Origin of the sequence: Amycolatopsis sp. NPDC051106 (assembly GCF_040682775.1) — a bacterium.
GTDB lineage: Bacteria > Actinomycetota > Actinomycetes > Mycobacteriales > Pseudonocardiaceae > Amycolatopsis.
On the sequence record NZ_JBFBBQ010000036.1, the window covers coordinates 1 to 16,468 of the forward strand.

Below are 16,468 nucleotides of genomic sequence, written 5' to 3' on the forward strand. Positions count from 1 at the left end.
CTTGTGCCGCACCGTCTTCCCGCCGTCGGGGACGTCGAACACGTTGCACGCGTCGGCGTAGCGCGCGACCAGCCGCAGCGTCTTGCGCTCACCCGATGCTGACCGCGGCCGCGACGGCGGGCGCGGTCGTGTTCGCCTTCGGCGGCCCGATCGAGCCGTACCTGCCGGTGTTCCTGTTCGCCGGGCTGTTCGGCCTGTCGATGGACTACGAGGTCTTCCTCATCGCGCGCATCCAGGAGGCGTGGCGCCGCCGCGGTGACACCCGGGCCGCGGTCGTCGACGGCGTCGCGGCGACCGGCCGGACCATCACCGCGGCCGCGCTGATCATGGCGCTCGTGTTCGTGGCGTTCGCCTTCGTGGACGCCCGTGTGGTGCGGGAAGCCGGGGTGGGGCTGACCGTCGCCGTACTCCTCGACGCGGTCGTCGTCCGGTGCGTGCTGGTCCCGGCGGTGATGGCGTGGCTCGGCGAAGCCAACTGGTGGTTCCCGCGGCGCTCGCGCGCTCCGGCCGCCCGCGAGCCGGTGGGGAGTGCGCGGTGACGCGGCGGACGCTGGCGCTGATCGCGCTCGGCGCGTTCGTCACGACCCTGGACAACACGATCGTCGCGGCCGGCGCGCCGTCGATCGCTCGCGATCTCGGGTTGGACCTCGGGACGCTGCAGTGGGTCGCCCTCGGGTACATGCTCCCGTTCGCCGGTCTGCTCCTGGTGGCGGGCACCCTGATCGACCGCTGGGGGCACCGGGCGACGCTCCTGGCCGGGCTGCTCGCGTTCGGGATCGGCGCGGCCGCCGGCGGGCTGGCCGGCTCGGTGGGCCTGCTCGTCGCCGCCCGGGTGCTCCAGGGCGCGGCCGCCGCGTTCCTGGTGCCCGGCCTGCTGAGCCTGCTCCGGTCGAACCTCGACGCGCGGGGCCGGACGCTCGGCGCCGCCGTGTGGACCGCGAGCCTGGCCGCCGCGCTCGCGCTGGGCCCGGCGCTCGGCGGGCTGCTGAGCGAATATCTCGGCTGGGCCTGGATCTTCTACGTCAACCTCCCGTTCGTGGCGGCGATGCTCGTGCTGCTGCCGGGAACGGTGCCGCCCGGCCGGAACCCGTCGGGACCGCGCCCGGCCGCCGGGGCGATGACGGTCGCGACGGCGAGCCTGGTCCTGCTCACCGCGGCGCTCGTCGAACTGGCCGAGGACGCGCGGACCGGGATTGCCCTGCTCGCCGCGGGCACCGCGCTCGGCCTGGGGTTCGTGCTCCGGGAGCGGCGGGCGCGGGAACGGCTGGTACCGGCGGATCTGACCGGCAACCGGGTGTTCGCCGGCTCGCTCGCCGTGCAGGTGCTGTGGGGCCTCGGCATTTCGGGGATCGTCTTCTTCACGCCCTTGCTGCACCAGGAGTTCCTCGGTCTCGACCCGGTCCGGGCGGGGTTGCCGCTGGCGCTGGTCGCGGTCGCGGTGGTCGCGGCGACGCCGGCGGTCCCGGGGGCGGTGGCCCGGTTCGGTCCACGTCGGACGGTCGCGGCCGGCCTCGCCGTGGTCGCCTGCGGACTGCTCGGCCTCGCCGCCGTGAACCACGTCGCGGCCGTTCTTCCGCGGCTGCCCGGGCTGGTGCTCATCGGGGCCGGCTCGGCGTTCACGACCCCGTTGACGTCGCACGCGCTGGACGTCGTGGCGCAGCGGCGGTCCGGCACGGCGTCCGGCCTGCTCACGGCGTCTCGCGAGCTCTCGAGCGCGCTGGGTGTCGCGCTGATCGGCGCCGTGCTGACGGTGGTGCGGACGATGCGGCTCGACGCGGGTGCGGCGCCGGGGGCGGCACTGGCCGCGGGGTACACGGCGGGTCTCCTCGCCGCGGCCGGGCTGACGCTCACCGGCGCGCTGCTGGCCGTGCGCGTGTTGCGCAGCAGTTCCGCCGTGATTTCGTCGCCGCGTGACAATCGTGTGGTGCCGTAATCCGCGTGCCGGTGAGTGCCGGAATCCGCTCGATTGACAACGGCCCGGGAGCGGCTATTCACTGCCCGCCTGACTCTGCCGGTCGACAACCACGGAAATCCCCTGTGAAGGAGCGGCGATGAGAGCAACCCTGCTGGCACTGGCCGTGATGCTCCTGGTCGCGAGCGGCGTCACGGCCGCCCAGGCGAGCCCGGTCGTCGCCGATGACGGCGCGAAGGTCGTCGAAGAGACCTGGCTCGACGCCCGGACCGTGGACCTGAAGATCGACTCCCCGGCACTCGGCACCACCGGCATGGTCCGGCTGATCGTGCCGTCCGGGTGGGCCGCGCAGCCCACCCGGACGTGGCCGGTGCTGTTCCTGCTGCACGGCTGCTGCGAGCCCGTCGACTACCGCTCGTGGGACCAGTTCACCGACGTGAAGGCGTTCACCGCCACCCGGGACGCGCTCGTCGTGATGCCGACGGACGGACCGGCCGGGATGTACACGAAGTGGTGGAACTTCGGGCTGTCGAACAAGCCCGACTGGGACACGTTCCACACCGCGGAGGTGCGCCAGATCGTCGAACGCGGGTACCACGGCGGCACGCGCCGGGCGATCGCCGGGCTGTCGATCGGCGGGTACGGCGCGTTCGCCTACGCGTTCCAGCACAAGGGGATGTTCGCCGCGGCGGCGTCCTACAGCGGTGTGCCGAACACGCTCTACCCCGGGATCCCGGTCTGGATCGCCGGCATCCTCGCCCGCGCCGGGATCTTCAACTACCTCAACCTCTGGGGCGACTCCTTCGGGATGCAGCCGATCTGGTCCGCGCGCAACCCCTACGACCACGTCCAGGACCTGCGCGGCACGGCGCTCTACATCTCCTGCGGCAACGGGCAGACCGGGCCGCTCGACCCACCAGGGCAATCCGACGTGCTGGAGCCGTCGGCGCTGTTGTCCTCACGGAGTTTCACCGACAAGCTGCGCCAAGCCGGCATCCCGGCGACCGTCGACTACTACGGGCCGGGCACGCACAGCTGGCCGTACTGGCAGCGGGCCCTGCACAACTCGTGGCCGGTGCTCGCCGGCGCGCTCGGCCTGCCCGCCTGAGCGCTGTCCGGTCAGACCTTGCTCGCGGCGAACGCGGCCGCATCGGCCGCGTCGCCGCCGTAGCTCAAGTGGGCCAGGAAGTTCGCGCCGCCGGGCTGGCAGACCGGATCGCCGGCGGCGCAGTAATCCTTGGTGCGGCTCTGGTACGGGCCGGTCACCTGCCGGCCGATCGCGCGGATCGGGTTGCCGAACAGCAGCACCGCCGCGATCCGCGGGGCCAGCTCCGCCGGGATGGTCGCGACGATCGGGCCGCCGACGACCGCGCCGTCGCTGCTGACGCCGATCGAGTTGTCGACGACGTTGGCGCCCTGGGAGTAGCCGACCAGCACGAACCGCTGCTGCGGACAGGCCGCGGCCTGCGCCTTGACGTGGTTCACCAGGTCGGTGTTGCCCTTCTGGACCGACGCGGGTTCGCCGAGGTCGGCGGGGTAGTCCACGGGGTAGCTGCTCAGCGAGCGGGGCCGCAGGGAGTTCCGCACGGCCTGGTAGACGGGATCGCCGACGACGAACCCCAGCGTGCCGGGCTCGAACGTGCCGCGGGCGACCGGCACGTCGATGTCGGTGCAGGGCGCGGCCGATGCGACCGGCGCGGTGGCGACGGCGAGCCCGGCCGCGGCGAGGCCGACGGTGATGGCGGAGGAAAGCAGACCGGAAAGACGGCGCATGGCTGATCTCACCTTTGCTGGCGGGGAACGGGAATGCCCGCAAGCGCTTTCCCGAAATGCGATCGCGTGCGGGGTCAGGGCAGCGTCGCAGTCAATGCCGAGCCGAGGCAAGAGTGGTTTTCGTTGATGTGGATAATTGTTCGGGCGGTGCTAAAAAATCCTTTGTGGACGCTCAGCTGGCGTGCTGTGCGGCGCCGACGTGGTCCAGCAGGGCGGGGTCGAGGCCGCGCAGCGCGGCCATGACGAACCCGGTGGCCAGCTCGCCGGCCGCGATCGGGTCGACGCCGGGGGAGTGGGAGACGTGCATCGCGGCCCGGCCGACCAGGCCGACCATCATCGCGGCGAGGAGGTCCGCGCCCGGGCCCGGCGTGCGGCCGTGGGCGAGCAGGTGCTCCCGGATCCGGTCGACGACGTGCGTGGTGACGGTGTCGGCCAGGGCGCGGCGCTCGTCCGACATCTCGTCGACGGCGGAGTCGAACAACATCCGGAAGCTGTCCGGATGGGCGCCCGCGTAGCTGAACATGGCCATCACGCCGAGCCGGACGCGTTCTTCGAGCGGGCTCGTGCTCGCCGTTTCGTAGGCGGTGAGGACCCACTTCCGCACCGCGGCGACCTCCCGCGTCACGGTGGCGCGGAACAGGGCCGCTTTGTCGCCGAAATGCGCGTAGAGGGTGGGTTTGGTGGAGTCGGCGCGCTCGGCGATCAGGCCCATGGTGGCCTGGGCGTACCCGCGTTCGGCGAACACCGCGCGGGCGGCGTCGAGCAGCTCGTCGTCGGTGGGCCGGGCGGCCGGGCTCCGGCGGGTGCTGGATCGATCAGGGGAACGCGGCCGGCTCATGGAGGTGTACTGTACGGTCCCGCTGCTTTACTGTCCGGTAAAGCTCGCCCGCCCTCGGGAGGGAACCTGGTGTCCGGCGACGGTGCTCGGCAGCAAGTCCCGGTGACGCGAGAAGTGTTCGGGCGCACGGAGCTGGCCGCCCTCATGCGTCCGGCGGTGCCCGCGCTGGTGGACTGGATCGTCCGGGAGGTGTGGCGCGAGGTCCCGGTGTACGCCCGGCACGGCCGCGTGACCCGCCACGGCGTCGAATGCGCGGTGACGCTCTTCGTCGACCTGGTCGAGGATCCGCTCGCACCGCGGGACCGGCTGTACGAGACGTGCCGCCGGCTCGGCGCGGGCGAGGCGCACGAGGGCCGGACGCTCGACGACCTTCAGGTCGCCTACCGGGCCGGTACGCGCGCGGGCTGGCGCTGGATCATGCGCCTGGGCCGCCGGCACCGGCTGTCGTCGGCGGTGATGGCGCGCCTGGCGGAGATGCTGTTCGGCTACGCGGACGAGCTGGCGCGGATGTCGATCCGCGGGCACCGCGAGGCGCAGGCGGAGCTCGACGGCACGCGGGCGGGCCTGCGCCGTCGCCTGCTGCGGCTGGTGACCGGCCCGGTGGCGGTGACGGACGCGGTGCTCGCCGAGCTCGCGGCGGCGGCCGGCTGGCCGGTGCCCGAGGAGGTGGCGGCGGTCGCGATCGAGTCGCCGGTGCCGCCGTCGTGGGGACCCGGGGTACTGGCCGATCTCGAGCCGCCGCAGCCCTGCCTGGTGGTGCCGGCCCCGGTGGACGCGCGATTCGTCGCCGCTCTCGGTGTCCGGGCCGCGGTGGGCCCGCCGGTGTCCCCGACGGCCACGGCGCATTCCCTGCGCTGGGCCCGGACGACGTTGCGGCTGGTGGGCGACGGTGTCCTGCCGGACGTCCCGGTGACGTGGTGCGCGGAGCACCTGACGACGCTGTGGCTGCTGTGCGACTCGCCCTTGACGGAGCAGGTGGCGCGGCAGGAGCTCGCCCCGCTGACGCAGTTCCCGGACCGCACGCGGCGGCGGCTCGGCGAGACTTTGCTGTCGTGGCTGCAGAACGGCGGCAACTCGGAGAAGATCGCGGTCGAGCTGTCCGTGCATCCGCAGACGGTGCGGTACCGCGTGCGTCAGCTGAAGCAGGCCTTCGGCGACCGGCTCGACGATCCCGAAGCGCGCTTCGCGATGCAAGCGGCGTTGCGCGCCTCGGCGTTGCGTTCCCCCGGCGCGTGAATGTCGCATTGAGGGACTTGAAGTCCCTCAATGCGACATTCACGGACTTCAGTTCTTGACCAGCGCGGTGACGGCGTCGGCCAGCGGCGTGGTCGGGCGGCCGAGGAGGCGGCTCAGGTCGCCGGACGTCGAGGCCAGCTCGCCGTCGGCGATGCCGCGGTCGGCGTCGGCCAGCATGGCCGCCACCGGCTCGGGCAGGCCCGCGCCGACCAGCACCTTCCGGTACTGCTCGACCGTCAGGTTCTGGTAGGTGACCTCCTTGCCCGACGCGGCCGTCACGGCGGCGGCGAGGTCGGCGTAGCTGAACGGCTCGTCCCCGGCCAGCTCGTACACCTGGCCTTCGTGACCTTCACCGGTCAGGACCTCGACGGCCGCCTCCGCGAAGTCGAGCCGCGGGACGGCGCCCAGCCGGCCGTCACCGGCCGCGCCGGCGAAGGACCCGACAGCGAGTGCCTGGCCGATCGTCTGCGCGTAGTTCTCGGTGTACCAGCCGTTGCGCAGGAACGTGAACGGCAGGCCCGACGCGCGGATGGCCTCTTCGGTGGCCTTGTGGTCCGGCGCGAGCGACAGCTTCGTCGTGTCGGCGTACAGGACGCTCGTGTACGCGAGGTGGCCGACGCCGGCTTCGCGGGCGGCCGTGACGACGGCTTCGTGCTGGGCCAGCCGGCCACCCGGCGTGCTGCTCGAGATCAGCAGCACCTTGTCCGCGCCGGCGAACGCCGCGGCGAGGCTCGCGGGGTCGTCGTAGTCGGCGCGGCGCACCTGCACCCCGCGCGCGGCGAACTCGGCGGCCTTCCCCGGATCGCGCACGGCCGCGACGACCTCGGCGGGCGCCACCTTCTTCAGCAGGCCTTCCACGACCAGGCGGCCGAGCTGGCCGGTGGCACCGGTGACCACGATCATCTGCTTCTCCTCGCTGCTGTGCACTTTACTTACCTGCAGAGTGTACTAACTTTGAGAAAGTGCAAACTCTTGGTGAGCATCCTCACCTGGGTTTTCGTCGCCGGGGAGGTACCGTTGAGGGCATGAGTGAGGCGCCGGAGTGGGTGGACGAGCACGGTGAGCTGGTGTTCGACGTGTTCGCGCAGGCGTGCACTTCGCGTGCCACGCTCGAGCACATCACCGGCCGGTGGGGGATCCTCGCGATGGTCGCGCTCCACGAGGGCACGCTCCGGTTCAACGCCCTGCGCCGCCGCGTGACGGGCGTGAGCGAGAAGATGCTCGCCCAGACGCTGCAGGCCCTCGAACGCGACGGCTTCGTCCACCGCGAGGCCCAGCCGACCATCCCGCCGAAGGTCGAGTACAGCCTCACCCCGCGCGGCCGCCGCACCGCGGCGCTCCTGCTGGCCCTCATCCAGGACGTCGAGGGCCAGATGCCCGAGGTCATGGAAGCCAACGCGAAGTACGACGCCGCGAAGCGTGACTCGTAACGGGTTCTACCCGCCGTCCCCGGCCCGCCGCCAAGGTCTTGAATGAGTCATTCAGGACCTCAGAAGACCTGAATGACTCATTCGAGACCTCTCGCGCGCCCGCCATCGGCGCTGGGGGTCGCGTGCGCACCTTGCCCAAAGTTGGAACGTGTTCTAGTTTTGTGACGTGCAGACCGAACTGGGCCTCAGTGGCGCCGTCGTGCTCGTCACCGGCGGTGTCCGCGGTGTGGGCCGGGGCATCAGTGACGTTTTCCTCGCCCACGGCGCCCACGTCGTCACCTGCGCGCGCCGCGAGACCGCCACCACCGCGGAGTTCGTCCAGTGCGATGTCCGGAACGAAGACCAGGTCGCGGCCCTGATCGACGGCATCGTAAACAAGCACGGCCGTCTCGACGTCGTCGTCAACAACGCCGGCGGCGCCCCCTACGCTCCGGCCGCCGACGCCTCGCCGCGGCTGCACGACAAGATCGTGCAGCTGAACCTCCTGGCGCCGCTGCTGGTTTCGCAACGGGCCAACGCCGTCATGCAGCGTCAGGACGGCGGCGGCGCCATCGTGATGATCTCCAGCGTCAGCGGCACCCGCGCGTCGCCCGGGACCGCCGCTTACGGTGCCGCGAAGGCCGGCCTCGACAACCTCACCGCCAGCCTCGCCGTCGAGTGGGCGCCCCAGGTGCGGGTCAACGCGCTGGACGTCGGCATGGTGCGGACCGAGCAGTCACACCTGCACTACGGCAGCGAAGCCGCGGTCGAGGCGGTCGGCAAGACCGTGCCGCTCGGCCGGCTCGCCGAGCCCGAAGAGGTGGGCGCGTGCGCCGCGTTCCTCGCCTCCGGCCTGGCTTCCTACGTCTCCGGTGCGACCCTGCGCGTCCACGGCGGGGGTGAGGTCCCGGCGTTCCTCGCCGCGGCCGACGTCAACCAACGGGAGGATTCGTGAGCAGGTTGTGCCAGGACCGGGTGGTCGTGGTGACCGGCGCCGGCCGCGGCATCGGGCGGGCCCACGCGCTGGCCTTCGCCGCCGAGGGTGCGCCGGTCGTCGTCAACGACGTGGACGGCGACGCGACCGCCGGAGTCGTCGCCGAGATCGAAGCGCTGGGCGGGCAGGCGGTGGCGAACACGTCCGACGTCGCCGACTGGGCCGGCGCGAAGGAACTGATCGGGACGGCGCTGGACAGCTTCGGCCGGCTGGACGTCCTGGTGAACAACGCGGGATTCGTCCGGGACCGGATGCTCGTCAACCTCGCCGAGGACGAGTGGGACGCCGTAGTCCGCGTGCACCTCAAAGGCCACTTCGCCCCACTGAGGCACGCCGCCGAGCACTGGCGGGCCGAGGCGAAAGCCGGGCGCACGCCGAGCGCGCGCGTCATCAACACCAGTTCCGGCGCCGGGTTGCTGGGCAGTGTCGGCCAGGGCAACTATTCGGCCGCGAAGGCGGGGATCGCCGGGCTGACCGTCGTGGCGGCGGCCGAGCTGGCGCGCTACGGGGTGACGGTGAACGCGATCGCGCCGGCCGCGCGGACCCGGATGACCGAGGCGGTCTTCGCGTCGATGGCGCGTCCGGACGACGGCTTCGACGCGATGGCGCCGGAGAACGTCTCACCGCTCGTCGTCTGGCTGGGCAGCGAGGAATCCGAGCACGTCACCGGCCGGGTGTTCGAGGTCGAGGGCGGCAAGGTCTCCGTGGCGCAGGCTTGGCGCCACGGCCCGGTCGTGGACAAGGGCGGCCGCTGGGACCCGGCCGAACTCGGCCCGGTGGTGAAGGACCTGCTCGAGCGCGCGCCCGAGCCCGAACCCGTCTACGGAGCGAGCTGATGGGCATCCTCACCAAACGCGACGCGCACGTCGAAGTCGTCACTGTCGACTTCCCGCCGGTGAACGCGCTGCCCGTGCAGGGCTGGTTCGACCTGGCGGACGCGCTCAAGAAGGCCGGCGAGGACCCGGACGTCCACGTCGTCGTGCTCCGCGCGGAAGGCCGCGGCTTCAACGCCGGCGTCGACATCAAGGAGATCCAGCGCAGCGCCGGCTACGACGCGCTCGTCGGCGCGAACCGGGGCTGCTACGCCGCTTTCGGCGCGGTCTACGACTGCGCGGTGCCGGTCATCGCCGCGGTGCACGGCTTCTGTCTCGGCGGCGGCATCGGCCTGGCCGGCAACGCCGACGTCGTCATCGCCTCCGACGACGCGACCTTCGGCGTCCCCGAGGTCGAACGCGGCGCCCTCGGCGCGGCGACCCACCTGGCCCGGCTGGTCCCGCAGCACCTCATGCGCACCCTCTACTTCACCGCGCGCACCATCACCGCCGCCGAGCTGCACACCCACGGTTCGGTCTACCAGGTCGTGCCGCGCCCGGAGCTGGACGACGCCGCGCTGGCCGTGGCCCGCGACATCGCGAAGAAGGACCCGCGGGTCATCCGGGCGGCGAAGGAAGCCCTGAACGGCATCGACACCCAGCAGGTGCACCGCAGCTACCGGTTCGAGCAGGGCTTCACCTTCGAGCTCAACCTGCTCGGTGCGTCCGACGAAGCCCGCGAGGAGTTCTTGAATGGCCGATAAGCGCACGACCGCCGACGACGTCGCGGCGGAAATCCGCGACGGCATGACCCTCGGCATCGGCGGCTGGGGCTCCCGGCGCAAGCCGATGGCGCTGGTCCGCGCGATCCTCCGCACGCCCGTGAAGGACCTGACTGTGGTCTCCTACGGCGGTCCGGACGTCGGCCTGCTGTGCGCGGCCGGCAAGGTGAAGCGCGTGGTGTTCGGGTTCGTCACGCTCGACTCGATCCCGTTCGACCCGTGGTTCGGCCGCGCCCGCGAGACCGGCGCGATCACCGTCACCGAGTACGACGAGGGCATGTTCGGCGCCGCGCTTTCCGCTGCTGCGCAACGCCTTCCGTTCCTCCCGATGCGTGCCGGGCTCGGCTCCGAGGTGATGCGCGCCAACCCGGACCTGCGGACGGTGCGCTCGCCCTACGCCGACGGCGAGGAGCTCGTCGCGGTCCCGGCGCAGCACCTCGACGTCGCGCTGGTGCACCTCAACCGCGCCGACGCCCGCGGCAACGCCCAGTACCTCGGCCCCGACCCGTACTTCGACGACCTGTTCTGCCTGGCCGCTTCGAAGAGGTTCGTATCGGTCGAAAAAGTCGTCGGGACACCGGACTTGCTGGCGGGCGGGCCGGTGCAGTCGCTGCTGCTCAACCGCAGTGCGGTCGACGGCGTCGTCGAGGCGCCGCGCGGCGCGCACTTCACCACGGCGGTGCCGGACTACGGCCGGGACGAACGGTTCCAGCGCCACTACGCCGCCTGCGCCAAGGATCCCGAGGCGTGGCCGGGTTTCGTGGACCGGTTCCTGTCCGGCGACGAGCGCACCTATCTGTCCGAAGTGGACAAGTTCGAGGCGGAGGCGGCATGAGCGTGACCCGGGCCGAAATCGCCGTCGTGGCGATGGCCGAGGTGTTCCGCGGCGACGGTGAGATCGTCGTCAGCCCGATGGGTCTGGTCCCGCAGCTCGGCGCGAAGCTCGCGCGGCTGACGTTCGAACCCGACCTGCTGATGTCCGACGGCGAGGCGTACCTGGTCACCACCGACGGCGTCGTCGAGGGCTGGCAGCCGTTCCGCAAGATGCTCGACACGATCGTCCCGCACGGGCGGCGCCACGTCGTCATGGGCGCCAACCAGATCGACCGGTACGGCAACCAGAACATCTCCGCCATCGGCGACCACGCCCGGCCGAAGAAGCAGCTGCTGGGCGTGCGAGGCGCACCGGGCAACACCGTCAACCACCGCACCAGCTACTGGGTTCCCCGCCACTCTGCGCGGGTCTTCGTGGACACAGTGGACGTCGTTTCCGGCGTGGGGTACGACAACGCGGCCAAAGCCGGGCCGTCGGCGGAGAAGTTCCACGACGTCCACCGGGTCGTCACCAACCTCGGGGTGTTCGACTTCGGGGGTGCCGACCACGCGATGCGCGCGGTGTCGCTGCACCCCGGCGTCACCCGCGACGAGGTCACGGCGGCCACGACGTTCGAGATCGACTTCTCCGGCGTCGAGACCAGCCGGGAGCCGACCGGCGAAGAACTGAAGCTCATCCGCGAGGTCGTCGACCCGAAAAGCCTGCGCGACAAGGAAGTCCCGGCGTGAAGACCGCGCTGACCGAGCTCGTCGGGGTCGAGCACCCGGTCGTGCAGACCGGCATGGGCTGGGTCGCCGGCCCGCGGCTCGTCTCGGCGACCGCCGAGGCGGGCGCGCTCGGGATCCTGGCCTCGGCCACGATGACCTTCGGCGAGCTGGAAGCCGCGATCGCCGAAGTGAAGAAGCGCACGGAGAAACCGTTCGGGGTGAACCTGCGCGCCGACGCGGCGGACGCCGGCGAGCGCGTCGACCTGCTGATCCGCGAGGGCGTCAAGGTGGCGTCGTTCGCGCTCGCGCCCCGGAAGGAGATGATCGCCAAGCTGCGCGACCACGGGATCGTCGTGATCCCGTCGATCGGCGCCGCCCGGCACGCCGAGAAGGTCGCGGCCTGGGGTGCGGACGCCGTCATCGTCCAGGGCGGCGAAGGCGGCGGGCACACCGGGGGAGTGGCGACCACGCTGCTGCTGCCCTCGGTGCTGGACGCCGTCGACATCCCGGTCGTCGCCGCCGGCGGCTTCTTCGACGGACGCGGTCTCGCCGCGGCCCTCGCGTACGGCGCGGCGGGTGTCGCGATGGGCACCCGGTTCCTGCTGAGCGAGGAGAGCACGGTCCCCGACGACGTCAAGCGCGTCTACCTCGAGCAGAGTCTCACCGGGACGGTCGTCACCCGGCGCGTCGACGGCCTGCCGCACCGCGTGCTGCGCACCGACCTCGTCGAGAGGCTCGAACGCACCGGGCGCCTGCGCGGCCTGGCGCAGGCCGCGCGCAACGCTCTCCGGTTCCGGAATATCACCGGGCTGTCCCCGGTTGCCATGGTCAAAGAAGGCCTTGCGATGAAGCACGGCAACGATCTGACCTGGAGTCAGCTGGTCATGGCGGCCAACACCCCGATGCTGTTGCGGGCGGGGCTGGTCGAGGGCCGGACGGACGCCGGAGTGCTAGCGTCGGGACAGGTGGTGGGCATGATCCACGACCTGCCCACGGTGGCCGGGATCGTCGAGGGCACAGTGGCCGAGGCAGGTGAGATACTCCACCGTCTTGGCCGGCAAACGGGAGGATGAGTGAGCGTGGCGCTCAAGGTCGGTTACAAGGCGTCGGCGGAGCAGTTCGGACCGCGGGACCTGGTCGAGTACGCGGTGCGTGCCGAAGAGGTCGGCCTCGACTCGGTCTGGGTGTCGGATCACTTCTTGCCGTGGCGGCACGAGGGCGGCCACGCGCCGTGGGCGCTGGCGTGGATGCCGGCGGTCGCCGAGCGCACGAAGCGGGTGCAGATCGGGACGAGCGTGCTGACCCCGACGTTCCGGTACAACCCGGCCGTGATCGCGCAGGCGTTCGCGACGATGTCGCTGCTCTCGGGTGGCCGCGTGATCCTCGGCGTGGGGTCCGGCGAGGCGCTGAACGAGATCGCCGTCTCCGGGCGCGAGTGGCCGGAGTTCAAGGAGCGCTTCGCGCGGCTGCGCGAGTCGATCAAGCTGATCCGCGAGCTGTGGACCAGCGACAACGTGAACTTCGACGGCGAATACTACAAGCTGGTCGACGCACGCATCTACGACCGGCCGGAGCAGCCGGTGCCGGTCTACATCGCCGCGGGCGGCCCGGTGGTGGCCAAGTACGCGGGCCGCGCCGGGGACGGGTTCATCTGCACCTCGGGCAAGGGCATGGACCTCTACACCGAGAAGCTGATGCCGGCGGTCAAGGAAGGCGCCGAGGCGGCCGAGAAGACCGTCGAGGACGTCGACCGGACCATCGAGATCAAGATGTCCTACGACCGCGACCACGAGAAGGCGCTGGAGAACACCCGCTTCTGGGCGCCGCTGTCGCTGTCGGCGGAGCAGAAGCACAGCGTCACCTCGGCCGACGAGATGGAGCGGCTGGCCGACGAGCTGCCGATCGAGCAGGTCGCCAAGCGCTGGATCGTGGCGTCGGACCCGGACGAGGCCGTGGCGCAGATCAAGCCGTACCTCGACGCGGGACTCAACCACCTGGTGTTCCACGGCCCCGGCCACGACCAGGAGCGGTTCCTGACGCAGTTCTCCGAGGACGTGCTCCCGAAGCTGCGCGCCCTCGGCTGAGCTACAGCCGTTCGATGATGGTGACGTTGGCGGTGCCGCCGCCTTCGCACATCGTCTGCAGCCCGTAGCGGCCGCCGCGGCGCTCCAGTTCGTGCAGGAGCGTCGCGAGGAGCTTCGTCCCGGTCGCCCCGATCGGGTGACCGAGGGCGATGCCGCCGCCGTTGACGTTGACCCGCGCCGGGTCCGCGCCCGTTTCGTCCAGCCACGCCAGCACCACGCTGGCGAACGCCTCGTTGACCTCGAACAGGTCGATGTCGTCGATCGCGAGCCCGGTTTTCCGGAGCGCGTAGGACGTCGCGGGGATCGGGCCGGTCAGCATCCACACCGGGTCGGCCGCGCGCACCGACAGGTGGTGGATGCGGGCCCGGGGCGTCAGGCCGTGCTCCTTCACGAACGCTTCGGAAGCGACCAGCGCCGCGCTCGCGCCGTCGGAGATCTGGCTGGCCACCGCCGCCGTCAGCCGTGAGTCCGGGGACAACGGCTTCAACCCGCGCATCCGCTCCAGCGACGTGTCCCGGCGCGGGCCTTCGTCCTGCCGGAAGTCGTCGACCGGTGCGATTTCGGCTTCGAAGCGACCGGAATCGATGGCGTCGAGGGCCCGCTGGTGGCTGCGGAAGGCGTACTCCTCCATGGCGGACCGGCTGATGTCCCAGTGCGAAGCGATCATGTCCGCGCTGCGGAACTGCGACACCTCGGCACTGCCGTAGCGCTCCTGCCAGCCCTTCGAGCCGGAGAACGGGTCGTCGAAGCCGTACTCGCGCCCGGCCAGCATCGCCGCGCTGATCGGGATGCGGCTCATGTTCTGCACACCGCCGGCCAGCACGAGGTCCTGCGTCCCCGACAAGACGGCCTGCGCGGCGAAGTGCACGGCCTGCTGGCTCGACCCGCACTGCCGGTCGATCGTCACGCCGGGCACGTGGTCCGGGAACCCGGCCGCCAGCCACGCCGTGCGCGCGATGTTGCCCGATTGCGGGCCCAGGGTGTCGGTACAGCCGAGGATGACGTCGTCGACGAGGTCCGGGTCGACGCCCGCGCGCTCGACGACCGCCTTGATGATGTGCGCGCCGAGGTCGGCGGAGTGCCACCCGGACAGCGCGCCGCCGCGCCGGCCCACGGGCGTGCGGACCGCGTCGAGGAGGAAGGCTTCGGGCACGGGAGCTCCTAGGGGTGCTGGCTGCTGACGGAGACGACTTCGCCGGTGAGGTAGCTCGCGTAGTCGCTGGCGAGGAAGACCATGACGTTGGCGACCTCCCACGGCTCGGCCGCACGACCGAAGGCCTCACGCTTGGTGAGGTCCTCCAGCAGCTCGTCGCTGGTCACCTTGGCGAGGAACGGATGCATGGCCAGGCTCGGCGCGACGGCGTTGATGCGGACGCCGTGCTCGGCGGCGTCGAGGGCCGAGCAGCGGGTCAGGGCCATCACGCCGGCTTTCGCGGCGGCGTAGTGCGCCTGTCCGGCCTGGGCGCGCCAGCCGATCACGGACGCGTTGTTGACGATCGCCCCGCCGCCACCCTGGGCGACGAACCGCCGCAACGCCGCGCGCGTGCACCGGAACGTCCCGGTGAGCGTGATGTCGAGAACGCGGGACCACTCGTCGTCGGCCATGTCCAGCACGGACTTCGTCCCGCCGAGCCCGGCGTTGTTGATCAGGACGTCGAGCCGGCCGAAGTGGCCGGCCGCGCCGTCGATGAGCGCCTGGACCTGGTCCTCGGCGGTGACGTCGCACGGAATGGCGTGCACCTTGCCGAGCGAAGCCAGCTCGGCCGCCTTCTCCCCGAGCCGCCGTTCGTGCCAGTCGCTGATGACGACGCTCGCGCCTTCTTCGAGACACCGGCGAGCCACCGCCGATCCGATCCCGGTGCCGGCCGCGGCGGTCACCACCACGACCTTGCCGGCCAGCAGCTCGTGGCCGGGCGGGTATCGAGGGATCACGGTCGCGCCTCCCTGGGCAGGCCGAGCACCCGCTCGGCGATGATGTTGCGTTCGATCTCGTCCGAGCCGCCGTAGATCGTGTCCGCGCGGGTGAACAGGTAGAGCAGCTGCGCGTCGTCCAGCTCGTCGCCGTCCGACACCAGCGACCGCGCGCCGCGAGCGCGCACCGCCAGCTCGCCGAGCCCGCGGTGCCACTGCGCCCACAGCAGCTTCCCGACGGCGACCTCCGGCCCGGCCGCCCGCCCGAGGGTCCGCAGCGCGTGCGCGCGCAGGACTCGCAGGCCGATCCGGGCGCGCGCGAGGTCGGTGCGCAGCAGCGGGTCGTCGTAGGTGCCGGTCCGCTTCGCCTCGGCGACGATGTCGTCGAGCTCGCGGCGGAAGCCGATCTGCTGGCCGAGCGTGGAGACGCCGCGTTCGAAGCCGAGGGTGGCCATGGCGATCTTCCAGCCGTCGCCGGGCTCGCCGACGACCAGCTCGGCCGCGGTGCGGGCGTCGTCGAAGAAGACTTCGTTGAACTCCGACGTCCCGGTCAGCTGCCGGATCGGCCGCACGGTGACGCCGTCCTGGTTCAGGGGCACCAGGAGGTACGACAGGCCGTGGTGGCGCTGCGACCCCGGTTCGGTGCGGGCCACGACGAAGCACCAGTCGGCCACGTGCGCCAGCGACGTCCAGATCTTCTGGCCGTTGACGACCCACTCGCCGTCGCGCCGGACTGCCGACGTCGAGACGGCGGCCAGGTCGGAACCGGCGCCGGGCTCGGAATAGCCCTGGCACCACAGCTCTTCGACGGCGACGATCTTCGGCAGGAACCGGTTCTGCTGCTCGGGCGTGCCGAAGGCGATGAGCGTCGGGCCGAGCAGCTGCTCGCCGATGTGGTTGACACGCGCGGGCGCGCCCGAAGCCGCGTACTCCTCGTGGAAGGCGACCTGCTCGTCGAGGGACAGCCCACGGCCGCCGAATTCGCGAGGCCAGCCGACGCACGTCCAGCCCGCCGCGGCGAGGTGGCGTTCCCAGGCCAGGCGCAGGTCGAACGCCTCGTGCTCGCGTCCCGGCCCGCCGAGGCCGCGCAGCTGAGCGAACTCGCCGGTGAGGTTGTCCGCGAGCCAGCCCGCGACTTCGCGGCGGAATCGCGTCGGTTCCACGCTCGCCTCCTT

General features: G+C 71.7%; 18 protein-coding genes and 1 pseudogene. 12 read left to right on the forward strand and 7 right to left on the reverse strand.

The window, feature by feature from the left end:
- Window positions 1-93: pseudogene (locus AB0M83_RS25315) on the reverse strand (LLM class F420-dependent oxidoreductase); the annotation flags it as partial.
- Between the two features lie 2 nt (window positions 94-95).
- Between AB0M83_RS25315 and AB0M83_RS25320 the strand changes: the two are divergent.
- The 3 genes from AB0M83_RS25320 (at window position 96) to AB0M83_RS25330 (ending at window position 3,020) form a co-directional block, all read left to right on the forward strand.
- Entirely contained in the window at window positions 96-539 is a 444-nt protein-coding gene (locus AB0M83_RS25320) for an MMPL family transporter (RefSeq protein ID WP_364520806.1), read from the forward strand.
- On the forward strand, window positions 536-1,933 hold the full coding sequence (locus AB0M83_RS25325) for an MFS transporter (RefSeq protein ID WP_364520807.1): 1,398 nt from the start codon (window positions 536-538) through the stop codon (window positions 1,931-1,933). Before AB0M83_RS25320 ends, AB0M83_RS25325 begins: the two co-directional genes overlap by 4 nt.
- A gap of 118 nt (window positions 1,934-2,051) precedes the next feature.
- Window positions 2,052-3,020: an alpha/beta hydrolase family protein gene (locus AB0M83_RS25330; protein WP_364520808.1), complete on the forward strand. Its 969-nt coding sequence runs from the start codon at window positions 2,052-2,054 to the stop codon at window positions 3,018-3,020.
- 11 nt (window positions 3,021-3,031) lie between these two features.
- Here the strand turns inward: AB0M83_RS25330 and AB0M83_RS25335 are convergent, their stop codons facing one another.
- Together AB0M83_RS25335 and AB0M83_RS25340 are read right to left on the reverse strand one after the other, a co-directional pair.
- Window positions 3,032-3,685, reverse strand: coding sequence for a cutinase family protein (locus AB0M83_RS25335; protein ID WP_364520809.1), 654 nt, complete (start codon window positions 3,683-3,685; stop codon window positions 3,032-3,034).
- Between the two features lie 172 nt (window positions 3,686-3,857).
- Complete coding sequence (locus AB0M83_RS25340) at window positions 3,858-4,523, reverse strand: TetR/AcrR family transcriptional regulator (protein ID WP_364520810.1); 666 nt, start codon at window positions 4,521-4,523, stop codon at window positions 3,858-3,860.
- A gap of 102 nt (window positions 4,524-4,625) precedes the next feature.
- On the opposite strand from AB0M83_RS25340, the gene AB0M83_RS25345 reads away from it, so the two are divergent.
- The gene (locus tag AB0M83_RS25345) at window positions 4,626-5,759 is read left to right on the forward strand and encodes a helix-turn-helix domain-containing protein (protein ID WP_364520811.1); all 1,134 of its coding nucleotides are present in this window, start codon (window positions 4,626-4,628) and stop codon (window positions 5,757-5,759) included.
- A gap of 48 nt (window positions 5,760-5,807) precedes the next feature.
- Here AB0M83_RS25345 and AB0M83_RS25350 read toward each other — a convergent pair whose 3' ends face one another.
- Window positions 5,808-6,662, reverse strand: coding sequence for an SDR family oxidoreductase (locus AB0M83_RS25350; RefSeq protein WP_364520921.1), 855 nt, complete (start codon window positions 6,660-6,662; stop codon window positions 5,808-5,810).
- A gap of 122 nt (window positions 6,663-6,784) precedes the next feature.
- Between AB0M83_RS25350 and AB0M83_RS25355 the strand changes: the two genes are divergently transcribed.
- The 8 genes from AB0M83_RS25355 to fgd all read left to right on the forward strand — a co-directional run bounded on the left by AB0M83_RS25355 (window position 6,785) and on the right by fgd (window position 13,382).
- Window positions 6,785-7,189 carry a helix-turn-helix domain-containing protein gene (locus AB0M83_RS25355; RefSeq protein WP_364520812.1) on the forward strand — a complete coding sequence of 135 codons (405 nt, stop codon included), beginning with the start codon at window positions 6,785-6,787 and terminating at the stop codon, window positions 7,187-7,189.
- A gap of 166 nt (window positions 7,190-7,355) precedes the next feature.
- Complete coding sequence (locus AB0M83_RS25360) at window positions 7,356-8,123, forward strand: SDR family oxidoreductase (protein ID WP_364520814.1); 768 nt, start codon at window positions 7,356-7,358, stop codon at window positions 8,121-8,123.
- Window positions 8,120-8,998: an SDR family oxidoreductase gene (locus tag AB0M83_RS25365; protein WP_364520815.1), complete on the forward strand. Its 879-nt coding sequence runs from the start codon at window positions 8,120-8,122 to the stop codon at window positions 8,996-8,998. Before AB0M83_RS25360 ends, AB0M83_RS25365 begins: the two co-directional genes overlap by 4 nt.
- The gene (locus AB0M83_RS25370; protein ID WP_364520816.1) at window positions 8,998-9,738 is read left to right on the forward strand and encodes an enoyl-CoA hydratase family protein; all 741 of its coding nucleotides are present in this window, start codon (window positions 8,998-9,000) and stop codon (window positions 9,736-9,738) included. Before AB0M83_RS25365 ends, AB0M83_RS25370 begins: the two co-directional genes overlap by 1 nt.
- Window positions 9,728-10,591: a CoA-transferase gene (locus AB0M83_RS25375; protein ID WP_364520817.1), complete on the forward strand. Its 864-nt coding sequence runs from the start codon at window positions 9,728-9,730 to the stop codon at window positions 10,589-10,591. Before AB0M83_RS25370 ends, AB0M83_RS25375 begins: the two co-directional genes overlap by 11 nt.
- Window positions 10,588-11,319 (forward strand): CoA-transferase, encoded by a 732-nt coding sequence (locus AB0M83_RS25380; protein WP_364520818.1) that lies wholly within the window; start codon window positions 10,588-10,590, stop codon window positions 11,317-11,319. Before AB0M83_RS25375 ends, AB0M83_RS25380 begins: the two co-directional genes overlap by 4 nt.
- Entirely contained in the window at window positions 11,316-12,371 is a 1,056-nt protein-coding gene (locus tag AB0M83_RS25385) for a nitronate monooxygenase (RefSeq protein ID WP_364520819.1), read from the forward strand. Before AB0M83_RS25380 ends, AB0M83_RS25385 begins: the two co-directional genes overlap by 4 nt.
- A 6-nt stretch (window positions 12,372-12,377) precedes the next feature.
- On the forward strand, window positions 12,378-13,382 hold the full coding sequence (gene fgd / locus AB0M83_RS25390) for a glucose-6-phosphate dehydrogenase (coenzyme-F420) (RefSeq protein WP_364520923.1): 1,005 nt from the start codon (window positions 12,378-12,380) through the stop codon (window positions 13,380-13,382).
- A 1-nt stretch (window position 13,383) separates the two neighbouring features.
- Here fgd and AB0M83_RS25395 read toward each other — a convergent pair whose 3' ends face one another.
- Genes AB0M83_RS25395 through AB0M83_RS25405 form a run of 3 tightly spaced genes read right to left on the reverse strand, consistent with a single transcriptional unit; the run spans window position 13,384 to window position 16,456 of the window.
- Entirely contained in the window at window positions 13,384-14,535 is a 1,152-nt protein-coding gene (locus AB0M83_RS25395) for an acetyl-CoA C-acetyltransferase (protein ID WP_364520820.1), read from the reverse strand.
- 8 nt (window positions 14,536-14,543) lie between these two features.
- Window positions 14,544-15,314 carry an SDR family oxidoreductase gene (locus AB0M83_RS25400; RefSeq protein ID WP_364520821.1) on the reverse strand — a complete coding sequence of 257 codons (771 nt, stop codon included), beginning with the start codon at window positions 15,312-15,314 and terminating at the stop codon, window positions 14,544-14,546.
- On the reverse strand, window positions 15,311-16,456 hold the full coding sequence (locus tag AB0M83_RS25405; protein WP_364520822.1) for an acyl-CoA dehydrogenase family protein: 1,146 nt from the start codon (window positions 16,454-16,456) through the stop codon (window positions 15,311-15,313). The genes AB0M83_RS25400 and AB0M83_RS25405 overlap by 4 nt, the downstream gene beginning before the upstream one ends.
- Window positions 16,457-16,468: the final 12 nt, after the last annotated feature.